Annotated in this window: 14 protein-coding genes; 2 read left to right on the forward strand and 12 right to left on the reverse strand. The window is 73.3% G+C overall.

From position 1 onward, the window contains the following. On the reverse strand, positions 1 to 1,770 hold a 1,770-nt coding region (locus ABGA99_RS10335), incomplete at its 3' end, for a HAMP domain-containing protein (RefSeq protein WP_347582493.1). Positions 1,771 to 1,939: 169 nt separating this feature from the next. Between ABGA99_RS10335 and ABGA99_RS10340 the strand changes: the two genes are divergently transcribed. Continuing rightward, on the forward strand, positions 1,940 to 3,754 hold the full coding sequence (locus ABGA99_RS10340) for a SpoIIE family protein phosphatase (RefSeq protein WP_347577068.1): 1,815 nt from the start codon (positions 1,940 to 1,942) through the stop codon (positions 3,752 to 3,754). A gap of 271 nt (positions 3,755 to 4,025) precedes the next feature. Then, positions 4,026 to 4,703, forward strand: coding sequence for a phosphatase PAP2 family protein (locus ABGA99_RS10345; protein ID WP_347582494.1), 678 nt, complete (start codon positions 4,026 to 4,028; stop codon positions 4,701 to 4,703). Between the two features lie 7 nt (positions 4,704 to 4,710). Here ABGA99_RS10345 and ABGA99_RS10350 read toward each other — a convergent pair whose 3' ends face one another. Genes ABGA99_RS10350 through ABGA99_RS10400 form a run of 11 tightly spaced genes read right to left on the reverse strand, consistent with a single transcriptional unit; the run spans position 4,711 to position 16,400 of the window. Next, positions 4,711 to 6,036 (reverse strand): glutamate-1-semialdehyde 2,1-aminomutase, encoded by a 1,326-nt coding sequence (locus ABGA99_RS10350; RefSeq protein ID WP_347582495.1) that lies wholly within the window; start codon positions 6,034 to 6,036, stop codon positions 4,711 to 4,713. Positions 6,037 to 6,043: 7 nt separating this feature from the next. Beyond that, positions 6,044 to 6,595 (reverse strand): dTDP-4-dehydrorhamnose 3,5-epimerase family protein, encoded by a 552-nt coding sequence (locus ABGA99_RS10355; RefSeq protein WP_347577071.1) that lies wholly within the window; start codon positions 6,593 to 6,595, stop codon positions 6,044 to 6,046. Further along, positions 6,592 to 7,857 carry a polysaccharide pyruvyl transferase family protein gene (locus ABGA99_RS10360; RefSeq protein ID WP_347577072.1) on the reverse strand — a complete coding sequence of 422 codons (1,266 nt, stop codon included), beginning with the start codon at positions 7,855 to 7,857 and terminating at the stop codon, positions 6,592 to 6,594. The genes ABGA99_RS10355 and ABGA99_RS10360 overlap by 4 nt, the downstream gene beginning before the upstream one ends. Further along, positions 7,854 to 8,837, reverse strand: coding sequence for a glycosyltransferase family 2 protein (locus ABGA99_RS10365; protein ID WP_347582496.1), 984 nt, complete (start codon positions 8,835 to 8,837; stop codon positions 7,854 to 7,856). Before ABGA99_RS10365 ends, ABGA99_RS10360 begins: the two co-directional genes overlap by 4 nt. Further along, a complete protein-coding gene (locus tag ABGA99_RS10370; protein WP_347577074.1) occupies positions 8,834 to 10,150 on the reverse strand; it encodes a hypothetical protein in 1,317 nt (438 codons plus the stop codon). The genes ABGA99_RS10365 and ABGA99_RS10370 overlap by 4 nt, the downstream gene beginning before the upstream one ends. Then, positions 10,147 to 11,400, reverse strand: coding sequence for a DUF4910 domain-containing protein (locus tag ABGA99_RS10375; protein WP_347582581.1), 1,254 nt, complete (start codon positions 11,398 to 11,400; stop codon positions 10,147 to 10,149). Before ABGA99_RS10375 ends, ABGA99_RS10370 begins: the two co-directional genes overlap by 4 nt. Before the next feature lie 17 nt (positions 11,401 to 11,417). After that, the gene (locus ABGA99_RS10380) at positions 11,418 to 12,443 is read right to left on the reverse strand and encodes an SDR family oxidoreductase (protein WP_347577075.1); all 1,026 of its coding nucleotides are present in this window, start codon (positions 12,441 to 12,443) and stop codon (positions 11,418 to 11,420) included. Positions 12,444 to 12,446: 3 nt separating this feature from the next. Beyond that, entirely contained in the window at positions 12,447 to 13,094 is a 648-nt protein-coding gene (locus tag ABGA99_RS10385) for a PIG-L deacetylase family protein (protein ID WP_347582497.1), read from the reverse strand. Further along, positions 13,091 to 13,921, reverse strand: a complete 831-nt coding sequence (locus tag ABGA99_RS10390) for a glucose-1-phosphate cytidylyltransferase (protein WP_347577077.1) — start codon at positions 13,919 to 13,921, stop codon at positions 13,091 to 13,093. The genes ABGA99_RS10385 and ABGA99_RS10390 overlap by 4 nt, the downstream gene beginning before the upstream one ends. Continuing rightward, the gene (locus tag ABGA99_RS10395; protein ID WP_347577078.1) at positions 13,918 to 15,162 is read right to left on the reverse strand and encodes a class I SAM-dependent methyltransferase; all 1,245 of its coding nucleotides are present in this window, start codon (positions 15,160 to 15,162) and stop codon (positions 13,918 to 13,920) included. The genes ABGA99_RS10390 and ABGA99_RS10395 overlap by 4 nt, the downstream gene beginning before the upstream one ends. Beyond that, complete coding sequence (locus ABGA99_RS10400) at positions 15,159 to 16,400, reverse strand: glycosyltransferase (protein ID WP_347577285.1); 1,242 nt, start codon at positions 16,398 to 16,400, stop codon at positions 15,159 to 15,161. The genes ABGA99_RS10395 and ABGA99_RS10400 overlap by 4 nt, the downstream gene beginning before the upstream one ends. Position 16,401: the final 1 nt, after the last annotated feature.

The raw sequence follows: 16,401 nt of genomic DNA on the forward strand, positions 1-16,401 counted from the left end.
GATCTTCTTGGAAAGGTCACCGTTGGCGACCGCGGTGGCGACCTGGGCGATGTTCCGCACCTGCGACGTCAGGTTCGACGCCATGAAGTTGACGTTGTCCGTCAGGTCCTTCCACACCCCCGACACGCCGTGTACCTGGGCCCGGCCGCCGAGCTTTCCCTCCGTGCCGACCTCGCGGGCCACCCGGGTGACCTCGTCCGCGAAGTCCCGAAGCTGCTGCACCATGCTGTTCACGGTGGTCTTGAGTTCCAGGATCTCGCCGCGCGCGTCGACGTCGATCTTCTTGGAAAGGTCACCGTTGGCGACCGCGGTGGTCACCAGGGCGATGTTCCGCACCTGCGACGTCAGGTTCGACGCCATGAAGTTGACGTTGTCCGTCAGGTCCTTCCACACCCCCGACACATCCCTGACCTGCGCCTGACCGCCGAGGTTGCCGTCGGTGCCGACCTCGCGGGCCACGCGGGTCACCTCGGAGGAGAACGCCGAGAGCTGATCCACCATGGTGTTGAGGGTGGTCTTGAGTTCCAGGATCTCGCCGCGCGCGTCGACGTCGATCTTCTTGGAAAGGTCACCGTTGGCGACCGCGGTGGCGACCTGGGCGATGTTCCGCACCTGCGACGTCAGGTTCGACGCCATGAAGTTGACGTTGTCCGTCAGGTCCTTCCACACCCCCGACACGTTCTTCACCTGCGCCTGACCGCCGAGCATGCCGTCGGTGCCGACCTCCCGGGCGACGCGGGTGACCTCGTCGGCGAACGCCGAGAGCTGATCCACCATCGCGTTCACCGTGCTCATGAGCTGGCGGATCTCACCGCGCGCGTCCGCCGTGATCTTCTGGCTGAGGTCGCCGCGCACCACGGCCGTGGTCACCTGGGCGATGTTGCGGACCTGGGAGGTGAGGTTGGACGCCATCAGGTTGACGTTGTTCGTCAGGTCCTTCCACACCCCCGACACGTCCCTGACGTGCGCCTGACCGCCGAGCATGCCGTCGGTGCCGACCTCCCGGGCGACGCGGGTGACCTCGTCGGCGAACGCCGAGAGCTGATCGACCATCGTGTTCACCGTGAGCTTCAGCTCCAGCAGTTCCCCCGCGGTCTCCACCGTCACCTTGCGGGTCAGGTCGCCGCTGGCCACCGCGGTGGTCACGGCCGCGATGTCGCGCACCTGCTGGGTCAGCCGGGAGGCCATGGTGTTGACCGCCTCGGTCACCGCGCGCCACGAGCCGGACAGCCCCCGCACACTGGCGCGGCCGCCGAGGCGGCCCTCGGTGCCCACCTCGTGCGCCACCCGCATCACCTCGCCGGTGAAGGTGGACAGGTGGTCCACCACACGGTTGAGCCCCACCCCCAGGCTGCGCAGGTCGCCGTGGAGCTGCCGGGTGCCCACCCGCAGCTCCATGTGCTGGTTCAGGTCCCCCTCCGCCACCGCCTCCAGCACCCGGGTGGCGTTCGTCATCGGCAGGGCCAGCGCGTCGAGCAGGTCGTTCGTGTCGTGCACGACCTGGGCCCAGTCGCCCAGCCCGGTGCTGGCGGAGATGCGCTCGTCCAGTACGCCTTTCCGTGTCACCACCCCCCGTACCCGGCGCACCTCCGACGCCAGGTGTTCGTTGCGGGCGGCCGTCCGGTTGAACGCCTCGGCCACCTCGCCCAGCACGCCGTCGGCGCCCTCCGGCAGGCGCGCCGAGAAGTCACCGTCGCGCAGCGACCTGAGCGCGGTCAGCAGCGGGCGCAGCTCGGCAGTGGGTACCGACTGCTTCTCACGGTCGTCCATCGCGCCCATCCCTGCACGTCCATGGCCCTGCAGCCGGTGGGCCCTCCGGGCCGCCTCTTACCCTGAAGTGGCTTTTGTCTACTATATTAGATTTTGTCACGATGAGGACGTGGAGGGCGTCGCGGGTCCCGCACCCGGGCCCCGGCAGCCACCCGGTCAGGAGCCATCAGTGCAGGCCGTCTCCGAGGACAGGCCCGGCGCGCAGGACGGGCCTGGCGTACGTACCAGACTCCCGGCAAACCGGCAGTCGCCGGCGCGGGCTCGCGCATTCGTGCGAGCCGTGATCACCGAGCGGGCGCTGGCGACCTCCTCGCCGGGCCCGCGCACCGAGGAGCTGGCGGACGACGCCGCACTGCTCACCGGCGAGCTGGTCACCAACGCGCTCATCCACGCCGGCACCTCGATGGAGCTGATCTGCCTGGTGGAGACGGACCCGGAATCGGACACCCCGCTGACCGGCGCCCGGATCGAGGTCTACGACCGGCAGCCGACCGCCACCGTGCCGGGCGCCGCGGACGGCACGGGCACCGGCCGCGGTCTGGGACTCCAGATCGTGTCGACCCTTGCCGACTCGTGGGGGGTCATCTACCGGCACACCGAGAAGGCGGTGTGGTGCCGTCTCGCCCTCCCCACGCCGGGTGAGACGAAGGTGCCGGTCGGCTCGCTCAACCCGGTGCTCTACCAGCAACTGCAGGCCACGGAGCTGGCCCACCCTCTCGCCCGCACCGAGTACCGCGGCCAGGCCGGCGGGGGCGGCCGCGGCGGGACGCTGCTCGCCGAGGCCAGCGAGCTGCTGGCCGGACAACTCGACGAGAACATGGTCGCCGCCCTCGCCACCCAGCTCATGGTGCCCCGACTCGCCGACTGGTGCGCCGTCTGGCTGCTCGGTGAGGACGGCGGCATGCGGCTCACGAACGTCTGGCACGTGGACGAGCAGCGCATCGGCCCGCTCCGCGGCGACCTGGAGCCCGAGGCACCGCCGCCGAAGCTGTGGACCACGGGGACCCCCTGGCCGTGGCCGCAGAGCGCCGGCACGGACGACGGCGGGTCGGCACTGGCGTTCTCCCTGGTCTCCGGCGGAACGTACCGGGGCACCCTGCTGATCGGGCAGGCCGGCCCGCCCGAGATCACCGATCCCGTGGCGCACATCGTGGAGGACGTCTCCCGCCAGGTCGCCCAGGCCCTTGCCACCGCGCGCCAGTACACCCGCCAGACGAGCATCAGCCGGGCCCTCCAGCGCCGGCAGCTCCCGTCCACACTGGGCAGGCTGCCCGGCATGGAATCGGCGATCGTCTATGAGCCCCACGCCAGCGGGCAGACCGTCGGGGGCGACTTCTACGACCTCTTCCCCACCGGCGACGGCCGCTGGTGCTTCCTCCTGGGCGATGTGCAGGGCAAGGACGTCGAGGCGATGTCGGTGACCGGTCTGACCCGCCACCTGGTGAGGCTGCTCGCCCGGGAGGGCCACGGCGTGGAGTCCGTGCTGCGCTGGCTGAACGCGATGATGGCGGAGGACGCCGCGGAAGCGGTGAGCGCCAGGGGGGAGGGGGCCCGGCCCCGCTTCCTCAGCATGGTCTACGGGGAGCTGACCCCCGACCCGCGCGCGGGCGGCGCCCAGTGCCGCCTCGCCAGCGCCGGCCATCCCCTGCCGCTGCGGATGACCGCCGAAGGGGAAGTGGGCTCCGTGGTCCGCTCCCAACTGCTGCTCGGCATCGACGAGGACGCCGAGTTCAGCGCCGACACCTTCCGGCTCGCCCCCGGCGAAACCCTGCTGTGCGTCACCGACGGCGTGACCGAACGCCGCGACGGTCAGCGGCTCCTCGACGACGGGAACGGCCTTGCCGACATTCTGCGCGAGTGCGCGGGCATGGGCGCGATGGCCGTGGCCGAGCGGGTCCGCCAGGCCACCCACGACTTCAGCCCCGAACCGGTGGAGGACGACCTCGCCGTGGTGGTGCTGCACGCGGAGGCACCGGCGTGGTGAGGCGCGATCCACGCCCCGGTTGAGGGCTGTTCGGCCGAAACCTTCACCGGACCCACGGGGCGTGTCCGAAGGCGGTTAGGGTCGCCGGAGAGGGTCGGGCCCGACTGGGCTTCGTCGGCGGGGGGTTGGGGCGGGCGGTGAAACGCCGGGTGGGGACGGAGTCGGGAGTGGGTGACGTCTGCCGGTTCTTCCGGGGTCGCTCGGGGGTCCTTTTCCGCTTCCCTCACTTCTTACCGGAGCGCCGCATGCCGATCCCGGCCGGAGTGGGCGGGTGACCGGCCGGGCCGCGTCCGCGGTGCTCCACCCGTCGATGCGTGCGTGGCTGGGGGTGATCGCGGGCCTTTCCGCGCTGGTGGTCGCGGCGATCGGGGTGCTGGTCGCCGGCGGCGGTGAGGCCGGTGCGGTGGACCGGTGGGTGCAGTCCGCCGTGGGGGATGCGGCGGCACCGTGGCGGAGTGTCGCGCTGGCCGTGGACTTCTGGGGGGAGCCCGCCGGGGCGGCGACGTTGGTCGTGGTCGCCATGAGCTGGTGTCTGGCGGCCGGACAACGGCGCGCCGCGGTGGTCACCGTGGCCGGCGGTGCCGTCACCGTGGGGGCGACGACGCTGCTCAAGCCCCTGGTGGGGCGCACCATCCACGGGGGGAACCTGTCCTACCCGAGCGGGCACACCGCGTTCTTCACCGCGATCGCCCTCGCGGTGGCGCTGCTCGTCACCTCCCGCCGTCGCGGCGGGAGCGCCGGCACGCTGCTCGTACTCGGCGCGGCACTGGTCGCCGGCACCGCGATGGGCTGGGCGCAGGTCGCCCTGGGTGCGCACTACCCGACCGACGTCGTCGGCGGCCTGTTCGCCGCCCTGGCGGTGGTACCGGTGACCGCCCACCTGGTCGACCTGGCCGCCGACCGGATGGGTGCCGGACGCGCCGGCGGCGGCCGCGCCGCGCGCCGCTGACGGCACGTCACGCCCGGCGGCGGAAGACCGGCCGCACCGGCCGGCCGCCCAGCCAGGGCGTCGGGTCGGCGGCGTCCAGCGCCTTGCGGTACACCGCACACGCCCGGCCCACCACGTCGACGGTGCGCTCGATGGCGGCGTCGTCCAGCGCGCTGCTCACCACGAACGACGGCGCCAGCACCCCGCCCGCCAGGAGCTGACGCAGGAACAGGGTGCGGTACGGCTGCGACGGCTGCCCGTTCTCGTCGAGCGTGGCGAAGACCAGGTTGCTGGCCCGGCCCCGTACGACGACGTGGTCGCCGACGCCCGCGCCGGCCGCGGCGTCGCGGACGCCCGCGGCCAGCCGCTCGCCGAGGGCGTGCAGCCGTGCGGTGGCGCCCTCTTCGACGTAGACCCTCTGCACGGCCATCGCCGCGGCCAGCGCGTGCGTCTCCGCGCCGTGCGTGGTGGACAGCAGGAACACCCGGTCGCCGGAGTGCCGCAGTCCGCCCCGCTCCATCAGCTCGCGGCGCCCGGCCAGCGCGGAGACGGCGAAGCCGTTGCCCAGCGCCTTGCCGAACGTGGAGAGGTCGGGGACCACGCCGTACAGGCCCTGGGCGCCCGCCTCGGACCAGCGGAAGCCGGTGATCATCTCGTCGAAGACGAGGACGCATCCGTACCGGTCGGCGAGTCGGCGCAGACCCGCGAGGTACCCGGGGGGCGGCTCGGTGTGGCCGGCGGGTTCGAGGACCAGGCAGGCCACCTCGTCCGGGTACCGGGTGAGAAGTTCCTCGGTGGCGGCCAGATCGCCGTACGGGAACGCCACGGTCAGCTCGGTGGTCGCCGCCGGCACACCGGCCGACAGCGGTGTGGTGCCGATGAACCAGTCGTCGACGGAGAAGAACGGATGGTCGGCGCAGATCGCCACCCGCGGGCGCCCGGTGACGGCGCGGGCCAGGCGCACCGCGGCGGTGGTGGCGTCGGAGCCGTTCTTCGCGAACTTCACCATCTCGGCGGTCGGCACCGTGGCCAGGAAGCGTTCCGCGGCCTCGGCCTCCAGGATCGAGGGCCGGACGAAGTTGCTCCCGCGGTCGAGTTCGCGCCGCACCGCCTCGGTCACCCGCGGGTGGGCGTGGCCGAGGCTGACCGACCGCAGCCCGGAGCCGTACTCGATGTAGCGGTTGCCGTCGACGTCCCACACGTGGGCGCCGCGGCCCCGGCTGATGACCGGGGCCAGGTCTTCCGGGTACTGGTCGTCGCCCTTGGCGTAGGTGTGCGCGCCCCCCGGGATCACGGCGTGCAGCCGCTCGTTCGCCAGCCGGGACCGGGGCAGTTTCCCCTCTTCCGTGTGCATGCCTACCTCACCCTTCCCGTTGCTTCAGAACGTCGGCCAGCCGCGGCGCCTCCCGGTCCCGCCGGGACATCGACGTGACGGGCAAGGGCCAGGGAATGGCGAGTTCCGGGTCGTCGAAGACGATCGTCACGTCCTCCGCCGGATCGTGCGGCCGGTCGATCCGGTACGCGGTGTCGGCGGTCCCGGTCAGCGCCTGGAAGCCGTGCGCGCACCCCGCCGGGACGTACAGCGTCCGCTGCGTCTCTCCGGACAGTTCGAAGAAGGCCAGGCCGAGGTAGGTCGGCGAGTCCGCCCGCAGGTCCACGACGACGTCGAAGATCCGCCCGTACGAGCACCGCACGAGCTTCGCCTCCCCCGCGCCGGAGCGCAGGTGGAGGCCGCGCAGGACGCCCCGGGCCGAGCGGGAGACGCTGTCCTGGACGAAGGCACCGGGGTCGAGGCCCACCGAGCGGACCACGTCGGCGTCGAAGGTGCGGCAGAAGAAGCCGCGTTCGTCGGCGTACGGAGTGGGCTCGAAGAGGTAGGCGCCGGCGATCTCCGGGACCTCGGTCGCTTTCATGAAGCCTCCCGCGGGGCGTGGTCGGTCGTCGGGAACAAGACCGCCGTCAGGGCGGTGAACTGGTCCTCCAGGCGCCGGGCGACGGCCGCGTTCCGGAGCGCGAGCGTGCGCCGCACCTCCGCCGACCGCCGCTCCAGCTCCCGGAACCGGCCGAGCAGCCGGTCGGCGTCGACCTCGCGCGCCGGGTGGCAGAACGCGCCCAGGCCCATCAGGTCCATGAGCGCGGCGCTCTTCGCCGCGTAGCCGAGCGCGAGGGTGGGCGTGCCGGTCCTCAGCGCGCAGACGAGATTGTGGTAGCGGGTGGCCACGACGGCATCGGCGGCGGCCGTCTCCTTCATCAGGTCGGCCAGCGAGGCCGCTTCTGCGGCGGTGACCAGCGGCGAGTCCACGGCGTCCAGGATCGCGGCGACCACGGGGGCGTCGACGTCGTCGCCGGTGAGGAGCCGGACCTGCCGGCCGTCCTCGACGAGAGCACGGACGAACCGGGTCGTGCCGTCGAGGTAGCGCCGGTGGATCTCCTCCGCCCGGGCGCGGTCGTCGTTGCCGCCGTGGAAGGCCATGACGCCGACGCAGACCGGGCCGGGTGGTGCGAAGGGCACTGCCCCGGGCTCGGCGGCGGACTCCGCGCGGGGAACGCCCCGTTCCGGCGGTGCGGGCAGGGCGAAGGCGAGGTCCGGGTAGACCTCGTCGCGCGCGGTGTCCACGCCCATCGACCGCATCGCGTCGCGCGACTGCTCATCGCGGTACGAGCGGTACACCGCCAGCCGCGCCGACCAGCGCACCAGGGCCCGGGTCGGCCGTGCGCCGATCGCGCCGGCGCCGACGCCGACCAGCGCGACCGGGGTGCCGACCAGCCGGCCGGTCGCGCAGAGCAGGAACAGCGAGTAGGGGAAACCCCACGGCCGCAGCGGCAGCGTGGCCTCCAGGACGCCCATGCCCGGCACGACCACCAGGTCGTGCCGGCGCACCCAGGCGGCGGTGCGGACGGCGTCGACGAGCTTGCCCAGGCCCTTCCCCGCGATCGCACCCGCGCGCGACGCGGTCCGGTACTCCCCGCGGTACCAGTGCAGCCGCGTCGCGGGGATCCCGTACCGGGTCGTGACGGCCTCGGGGCCGCCGCACAGTGCGTCGACGACCGCCTCCGGGTGCGCGGCGCGGAGGTAGCCGAGCAGGGCCTCCAGCGACCCGTCGTTGCCGAGGTTGCCGGAGCCGAGCAGGCCGAACACCCCGACGCGCAGCGGGGGTTCGGACACGGGGGTCACGCGGGCCGCCCGTCGGGGCGATCATGTCCTTCGCGCCCGTCGTGTCCTTCGCGCCCGGCGACGAGGGCGTCGACGGAGACGGCGAGCCGGCCGGGGTCGACCGGGGCCCGGTCCTCGACCCGCTCGCCGGCGCCCGGCCGGGCCCGGCCGGCCATCCAGGCCGCCAGGTGGCGGTAGCACGCGCGCCGGTCGGCAGACGACAACGGCGCCCGCCGGATCGCCGCGACGAAGCCCGCCACGTACTCGGCGAGCAGCCGGGGCGTCGGGTGCAGCGGGCCCGCCCGGCGCGGGTCGAGGTTGACGCACCGGGAGCGCTTGGACGGATTCGCCCGCTCGGCCCGGGTGGGGTGGTCGCGGCGGAAGTACAGCAGCTCCGGCACCTGGTGGAACGGCCCGTGCAGGCCGATCTCGGCGACGAACGTGCGGTCTGCGTGGTGATAGCTGTCGTGCGGCTTCACGCGGCGCAGCACATCGGCCCGCATCACGCCGTAGAAGTCGTCGCCGCCGGGCTCGAAGAGCATGCTGCGGAACCGCTCCGGCGGATGGGGGGAGGCGGTGGCGAGCCCGTACTCGTACGGGACCTTCACCCGTCCTTCGGCGTCGACGACCGCCTGGTCTGCGTGCGCGAGGATCACGTCCGGCCGTGCGTCCAGCGCCTCGACGCAGCGCCGCAGCAGGTCCCGGGCGTACAGGTCGTCGTGCGAGGCCCATTTGAAGAGTTCGCCCCGGCACTCGGTGAACACGTGGTTGTGGTTCGGCGCGGCGCCGATGTTCCGGGGCAGCCGGAGGTAGCGGATACGTGAGTCCCGCGCGGCGTACCGGCGGCAGATGTCCTGCGTCGCGTCGGTCGAGGCGTTGTCGGAGACGACCAGTTCGAAGTCCTCGTAGGTCTGGCCGAGCAGGGCGTCGAGCGCCTCGGCGAGGTATTCCTCGCCGTTGTGGACGGGCAGGCCGATGCTCAGCCGGGGTCGGGCGGTCATGGCGTCCTCACTTCGGGGATCGGGTTGCGATGGCGCGCGCGCAGCGCGGACCGCAGGTGCAGCCACCACAGCGCGGAGCCGCTGACGGTTGCGGCGGCGACGCCCCAGGCCGAGCCGACCGCGCCGGCCGCGGCCGCCCCGCCGAGTCCGCCGCCCGCGTAGCACACGGAGGCGAACAACTGGGCGCGCAGGCTGCGCCGGGCCGCGGCGAGCGCGCGCAGCCCGGCCGCCGCGCCGGCGCCGAGGCCCGCGCCCGCGACGCCGAGGGTGGCCGGGACGATCAGCTCCGAGGCCGGGTACCAGACGGTGCCGAGGACGTGTTCGCCGAGATGGTCGGGGACCAGCAGCAGGGCCGCGCCCCAGAGCAGCGCGGCCGCGGCCTGCCCCGCGCCGAGCAGGAGGCAGAACCCGGCGAGCCGGTGCGGGGCCTGCCGCAGCACCCGGGCCGCCTCCGCGACGGTGACCAGCGAAAGCCCCATGAGCACCGCGAGAAAGGGGCCGAGCAGGAGTTCGGCACCGCGGACCACGCCCACCGCGCCGACCCCGACGATCGCGCCGAGCCCGTACATCCGCAGTTGGGCCGCGCCGCTGACGCCGACGTTCTCGACCAGATACCGGTAGCCGAGGTCGCGGTGCGCGCGCAGCCACGCGCGCACGCCGGCCGGGCGGGGCCGGATGCCGGACTGGAGGCAGCCGTACGCCGCGGCCACCGTCGCCGACCCGCCCCAGGCGAGCACGAATCCGGCCACGCTGCCCGCGCGGGCCGCCAGCACCAGGCCCGGGACGCACGCGACGCCCCAGACCACGTCGTTGACGAACGCCTTGCGCCCGGTGCCGGCGGCGAAGAACGCGAACCGCCAGGCGTCCTGGAGCAACAGCCCCGGCAGCACGACGCCGAGGCAGACGAACGCGGTGCCCAGGTGGCCGCCGGCACACGCCCCGGCCACCAGGCACGCGGTGCCGAACACCGCACCGACGCCGAGCGCGGTGCCCGCCGACCGGGCCGTCGCCGTGCGCCAGGACGCCTCCGGCGCCCCGCTGAAGCGCACCACGAGCGGGTCGGTGGCCAGCCCGCGGGAGACGCCGAGCACCACGCCGTACGTCACCCAGGCCAGGCTGAACACGCCGAAGGCGGCCGGCCCGAGCGAGCGGGCGACGTACATGCCCACCAGGAAGTTGGACGCGCTGGAGGCCGCCTGGTCGGCCAGTCCCCAGGACAGCCGCCCGGCCATGCCCCGCTTGGCGGCCCGCCGGGCGGGGCTGCCCCGGGCGGGCGGTGCCGTCTTCTCCCCCTCGGTGGTCACCGACGTCACGCCTTGATCAGCCCGGCGCCCTCCAGGGCGCGGGCCGCGTCGGCGACGGTGTCGAACGGCAGCCCGGAGCGCTCGGCGACATCCAGCAGGCTGTGCTCCCCGCAGGAGAGGTTGAGCACCCAGAGCATGGCCGTCTGGGCCTGCTTGGCGTCGCTGCGCCCACCGAGGGAGTCGTACAGCCCGCGCCGGCCCAACTGCGGCTCGCCGTAGGGGCTGAGGTTGCGGTACCGCCGGTTGCGGTCCAGCACGGCGAACGCCTCGCGGCAGACGGCGAGCGTGTCCGCCATCGCCTCGGCGGAGACGAAGTCGAGGTTGTCCGCCGAGGTGTGGTACTCGGGGTAGCCGGCGTACGGGGTCCGGGTCAGCGAGCCCACGCCGAGGTCGAACCCGGGCGAGCAGAACTGCCGCTCGTCGTAACCGTAGGGGGTGAACTCGGTGATGCGGTGCGGGCGTTCAGAGGCGGCCAGCACATGCCGCAGCACCCGGTCGATCTCCGCGTCGCCGCGCCTGCTCCGCTTGTACGTCAGCGGGCCCGGGTCACCCGCGCAGGCCAGCACCAGCCCGTGCTTGACCCGCTCCACCCGGTCCGCGTTGCGGGCCAGCCAGGTGATCGCCCCGATGGTGCCGGGCGCGAAGAGGAACCGGTACGTGTAGTACGGCGTGCTCTCGCCCAGCGCGCGGGCCAGGTGGGTCGCCACCGCGATGCCGGCCAGGTTGTCGTTGGCCAGCGACGGGTGGCAGACGTGGCAGGAGACGATCACCTCGTCGGCGACCTGCCCGGGGACCACGTGCTCGGCGTAGGTGAGGTGGCCGTCGGCGAGTGTGGAGTCGACGAGGACCTCGTACTCGCCGTCCGGCAGCGCGTCCAGGGTCTCCTGGGCGAGGCAGAATCCCCACTGCGGCTCGTAGTAGCTGGTGCGGTACGGCACCCAGGACGGGTGCTCCGGCAGGGTGTGCAGGTGTCCGCGCAGCTCGGCCAGCGGCAGGGTCGCCGACACCGGCACGCTGTAGCCGAGCACGTGCAGGCTGGACGCGGCGAAGTCGACGACCCGGCGGCCGTCGGCGTCCGCGATGTACGCGTCCCGGACGTTCCACTCCTGCGGCACCGTCCAGTCGAGCACCTGCGTCCCGGTCGGCACCTCGTGCACCCGTAACGGGACGTACTCGCCGACGATCTCCAGGGTGGCGCGGACCCCGTCGCCCGTGATGCTCCGGCACAGCGGGTACAGCCGCTCCACCAGGGCGTACATCGCGTCGCCCGCCGCGGTCACGGGCGCCGCCGCAGGGTGTCGTCGACGGCACCGGCCCCGGTCGCCGCGCGCAGCACGGCCAGGCGGGTGAAGCGCCGGTCGAAGTCCGCCCGGGTCAGCCCGTGTTCCCGGTAGGCGTCGGCGAGTTCGAGCGCGCCCTGCTTGACCGTCCAGTCGCAGTCGAAGCCCGGTACGGCGGCGCGGAAGGCGGAGAAGTCCACCCGGTACGAGCGCGGATCGGCTCCGGTCTCGCCGGTGATCACCACGCGCGAGCCGGACACCGCCGCGGCGACCTGCTCGGCGATCTCGGCGACCGTGACGTTGTTGATCTCGCTGCCGATGTTGAACGCCCGGTCGTGCACCGCCGCCCGCGGCGCCGTCAGCGCGGCGGTGAAGGCCCGGGCGATGTCGGCGGCGTGCACCAGCGGGCGCCAGGGGGTGCCGTCGGAGAGCACCAGCACCTCGCCGGACAGCAGCGCGTGGCCCACCAGGTTGTTCAGGACGATGTCGGCGCGCAGCCGCGGCGAGAAGCCGAAGGCGGTGGCGTTGCGCAGGAACACCGGGCTGAAGTCGGCGTCGGCCAGCGCGTGCAGGTCGTCCTCGACCCGCACCTTGGACTCCGCGTACGGCGTCACGGGGCGCAGCGGGGCGTCCTCGCCCACCAGTTCGCCGCCGCCCGCCGCGCCGTAGACCGAGCAGGTCGAGGCGTACAGGAAGCGCTTCACCCCGGCGTCACGGGCGAGCCGGGCCAGCCGCACCGAGGCGTGGTGGTTGATGTCGTAGGTGAGCTGCGGTGCCAGCGACCCCAGCGGGTCGTTGGAGAGCGCAGCCAGATGGATCACGGCGTCCACCCCGGCCACGTGCTCGGCGCTCACGTCGCGCAGGTCCACCCGCCGCCCCGGCGGGTCCGCGGGCGGCGGGCCCAGCACGCAGTCGGCGAACAGGCCGGCGTCGAGGCCGGCGACCTCGTGTCCGGCGGCCGCGAGTACCGGAGCCATCACGGTGCCCAGATAGCCCTGGTGTCCGGTCAGCAGTACGCGCACGGTTCAACCCCCCAGGTTGAGAGTGAGTTTGGTGACGGCGAACGCCTCGGCGTAGCGCTCGTGGCATTCGATGCCGCGGATCCGCGCAAGGCCGAGGAAGGCTTCCCGGTCGTACCAGGGGCGGTGGTGCTGCGAGGGGTAGTGCTCCTCCAGCAGCCGCGCCTTGCGCTCCGCGGTCTCCGGTGACAGCGGCTGGTACGCGACCGGCCGGCCGAGGTCGCCGTCCCACTTGGCGATCTCGTAGCCGAGGACGAGGTGGTCGCGAAACGCGGTGGTGACCAACCGCGCCAGCCCGCGGTGGTCCTGGTGCGCGTCGTCGGTACGGGGAGCGAGCACCAGCTCCGGCTCGATCCGGCCGCGCAGCTCCTCGACCGCGGCCTTGGCCTCCGCCCAGTGCGCGGGCAGCCGGCCGTCCGGCAGCCCTCGCACGGCCGGCCGCAGGTCGGCCCCCGGGCAGAAGGCGGCGAGCGCGGCCCGCTCCTCCTGCTCCCGCTCACCGCCGGCGCCGGAGAGCACCAGGGCGTCGACCCGGATACCCGGATGAGCCTGACACAGCGTCAGCAGCGTGCCGCCGGCGCCGATGGCGATGTCGTCGCAGTGCGCGCCCACGGCGGCGATCCGGTCCGGGCGCCCGGCCCCGAGCCGGATCACGCGGTCCCCGCGCCGGCGCCGACCCCGCCGCCGGTCACGCCTGCGCCCTGGCCGTCCCGTTCCCACACGGCCCACGGACGGTCGCCGCGGGCGTAGGCGGCGTCGAGCGCGGCCCGTTCCTTCACGGTGTCGGTCGGCTTCCAGAAGCCGCGGTGGCGGTACGCCACCAGCCGGCCGTCCTTGGCCAGCCGGGCGCAGCCGTCCGCGACCAGGTCGCCGTTCTCCGGGATGTGGTCGAAGACCTCCTGGCGGAGCACGAAGTAGCCGCCGTTCTCCCACAGCGGCAGTTCGCTCACCGCGGTGATGCCCCCCACCAGGCCGTCCTCCCCCAGGTCCACGCAGTGGAACGAGGACTGCGGCGGCACCACCATCATCGACGCACCGGCGTCGCGCCGGGCGAACCGGTCGGTCATCTCCCGCAGCGGGGCGTCGGTGAGCACGTCGGCGTAGTTGGCGAGGAACATCTCGTCGCCGTCCAGGAGATGCCGTACCCGGCGCAGCCGCTCCCCGATGGGCGACTCGATGCCGGTCTGCGCGAACGTGATCGTCCAGGAGGCGATGTCGGTGGACAGCAGTTCGGCCCGGCCGTTGCGCAGCACGAAGTCGTTGGACGCCGTCTCCTCGTAGTTGAGGAAGAAGTCCTTGATGTGGTGCGCCCCGTAGCCGAGACACAGGATGAACTCCGTGTGCCCGTAGTGCGCGTAGTAGCGCATGACATGCCAGATCAGCGGCCGGGGACCGACCATCGCCATCGGCTTGGGCATGTCGTCGGCGGCGCCGCTGCGCATACGCAGCCCGTAGCCGCCGCAGAACAGTACGACCTTCATGGCTTGACCTCGACAATGCTCAGTTCCGGGATGGGAAAGACCAGCCGGGCGCCCCAGTCGTGCACGAAGGAGAGCTGCCCGACCAGTTCCTCCCGCAGGTTCCACGGGAGGACGAGCACGTAGTCGGGCCGGTCGGCGGCTATCCGCTCGGGCGGCAGGATCGGTATGCGGGTGCCGGGGGTGAACCGGCCGTGTTTGTAGGGGTTGCGGTCGACCGTGTACGGGAGCAGGTCGGGCCGGATGCCGCAGTGGTTGAGCAGGGTGTTGCCCTTGCCGGGCGCGCCGTAGCCGACGACCGTCTCGCCGCGCTCGGCCGCGTCGACGAGGAACCGCAGGAGGTCCCGGCGCACCCGGGCCACCCGGGCGGAGAACGCGGCGTACCCGGACAGCTCCTGGAGTCCGGCGGCCTTCTCCCGGGCCAGCACGTCGGCCACCCGGGGGGTCGGCTCGCCGGCCGCGTCGGCCGGCCGGGCCCACAGCCGGATGGAGCCGCCGTGCGTCGGCAGCAGTTCGACGTCCACGAGCGCGAGTCCGCCGCTCGCCAGCGCCCGGATCGCGGAGGCGACCGTGTAGTACTGGAAGTGCTCGTGGTAGATCGTGTCGTACTGGTTCTCGGCGATCAGGGTCAGCAGGTGCTGCACCTCGATGGAGACCCAGCCGTCGTCGGCGACCAGGGCGCGCAGCCCCCGGGTGAACCCGACCACGTCGGGGATGTGCGCGTACACGTTGTTGGCCACGACCAGCTCGGCCGGGCCGTGCTCGGCGCGGACGGCCGAACCGGTGGCCTGATCCAGGAATGCGGTGAGGGTGGGCACACCGGCGTCCCGCGCCGCGGCGCCGACGTTGACCGACGGCTCGATGCCCAGGCAGCGGATCCCGCGGTCCACCACGTGCCGCAGCAGATACCCGTCGTTGCTGGCGACCTCGACCACGAAGGCGCCCTTCTCGCCGCCGCGGAGGTCGAGACGCCGTACGGCGTCGGCGACGAACGTGCGCGCGTGCTCCACCCAGGAGGTCGAGTACGACGAGAAGTACGCGTACTCCCTGAACGTGTCCTCCGGCGTGATCAGCGGCGGGATCTGCGCCAGCCAGCAGTCGGTGCAGACCCGCAGGTGCAGCGGGTACGCCGGTTCCGGCAGGTCGAGTTGGTCCGCGGCGAGAAAGCTCTCGCACGGTGGTGTCGCGCCGAGATCGACGACGCTCTCCATCGCTTCCGAGCCGCAGAGTCGGCATCGTGTCATCTGCTCTCCCCATCCCCCCTGCCCGGGCGGGTGTCCCCGCCGCGAGTCAGCGCTGACCGGCCCGCGATCGCGGTGCGGTACTCCTCCACCAGTCGCTCCAGCCCGACTTCGGGGCTGAAGCCCTGCTCGTAGCGGCGCCGGGCCGCCCGGCCCATCTCCCGGTTGCGGTCGGCATCGTCGGCGATACGGCGCACGCAGGACGCGAGCGAGGCGGAATCGCCCGGCCGGTGCAGCAGCCCCGTCACCCCGTCCTCGACGAGTTCGACGAAGGAGGCGTGACCGGCGGCCACCGCCGGGACTCCCGCGGCCATCGCCTCCACGACCACCAGACCGAACGTCTCCAGGGCCAGCGAGGGCGCCACCACGGCGACCGACCGTGCCACGGCCCGCCGGCACTCCTGCGGGTCGTACAGACCGACGTACCGCACGTCCTTGCGGCCCGCCGCCCAGGCGGTCACCTCCCCCTCCAGCGGTCCCGAGCCGGCGATGACGAGCGGCACGCCCACACCGCCGCTCGCGGCGATCTCGTCCCACGCGGTCATGAGCAGCCGTATGCCCTTGGCCTCCGCGAGCCGGCCGAGGAAGAGCAGATGCTCGCCCGCTCCGGCCCTGCGGGCACCGGGGTCGGGGACGAAGTTGTGCTTCACCGCCAGCCGCCCGGGGGGCATGCCGGAGCGCACCAGGACGTCGCGCTGCGCCGCGGAGATGCAGAAGAACCGCTCCACGCCCGACCACCACCGGCGCCGGTTGACCGACAGACTGACCGCGAGCGGCACCGTCGCCAGCCGGGAGTTGCGGTAGCAGCCGTGCCGGACGGCGGGCAGCGGCGTCGATGCGACGCACTCGGTGCACAGCCGGCCGTCCCGCCGCAGTGTGCCGGGCGGGCAGATCTGGGTGTAGTTGTGCAGCGTGGCGACGGCGGGCACGCCCGCGGCGGCGCAGGCGGCCAGCACCGCGGGCGACAGGAGCGGGAAGACGTTGTGGACGTGCACCACGTCCGGCCGCTCGGCACGCAGCCGGTCGGTCAGCTCCGCGCGGACCGCCGGGTTCCACGGCACCAGCAGCGGCACCGCGGCCTTGCCCAGCAGGGACCGGGAGGCGATGTCGTCGCTGCGCCGCTCGAACACCTCGACCCGGTGGCCGGCCGCGCGCAGCAGCCCCACCTCCTGGTCGACGACCCGGTTCTCCCCGCTCGGCTGCGCCGAGACGTAGCGGTTGTGCACCACGAAGACATGCATG

The sequence above is a fragment of the Streptomyces sp. B5E4 genome (genome assembly GCF_039871555.1).
Lineage (GTDB): Bacteria > Actinomycetota > Actinomycetes > Streptomycetales > Streptomycetaceae > Streptomyces.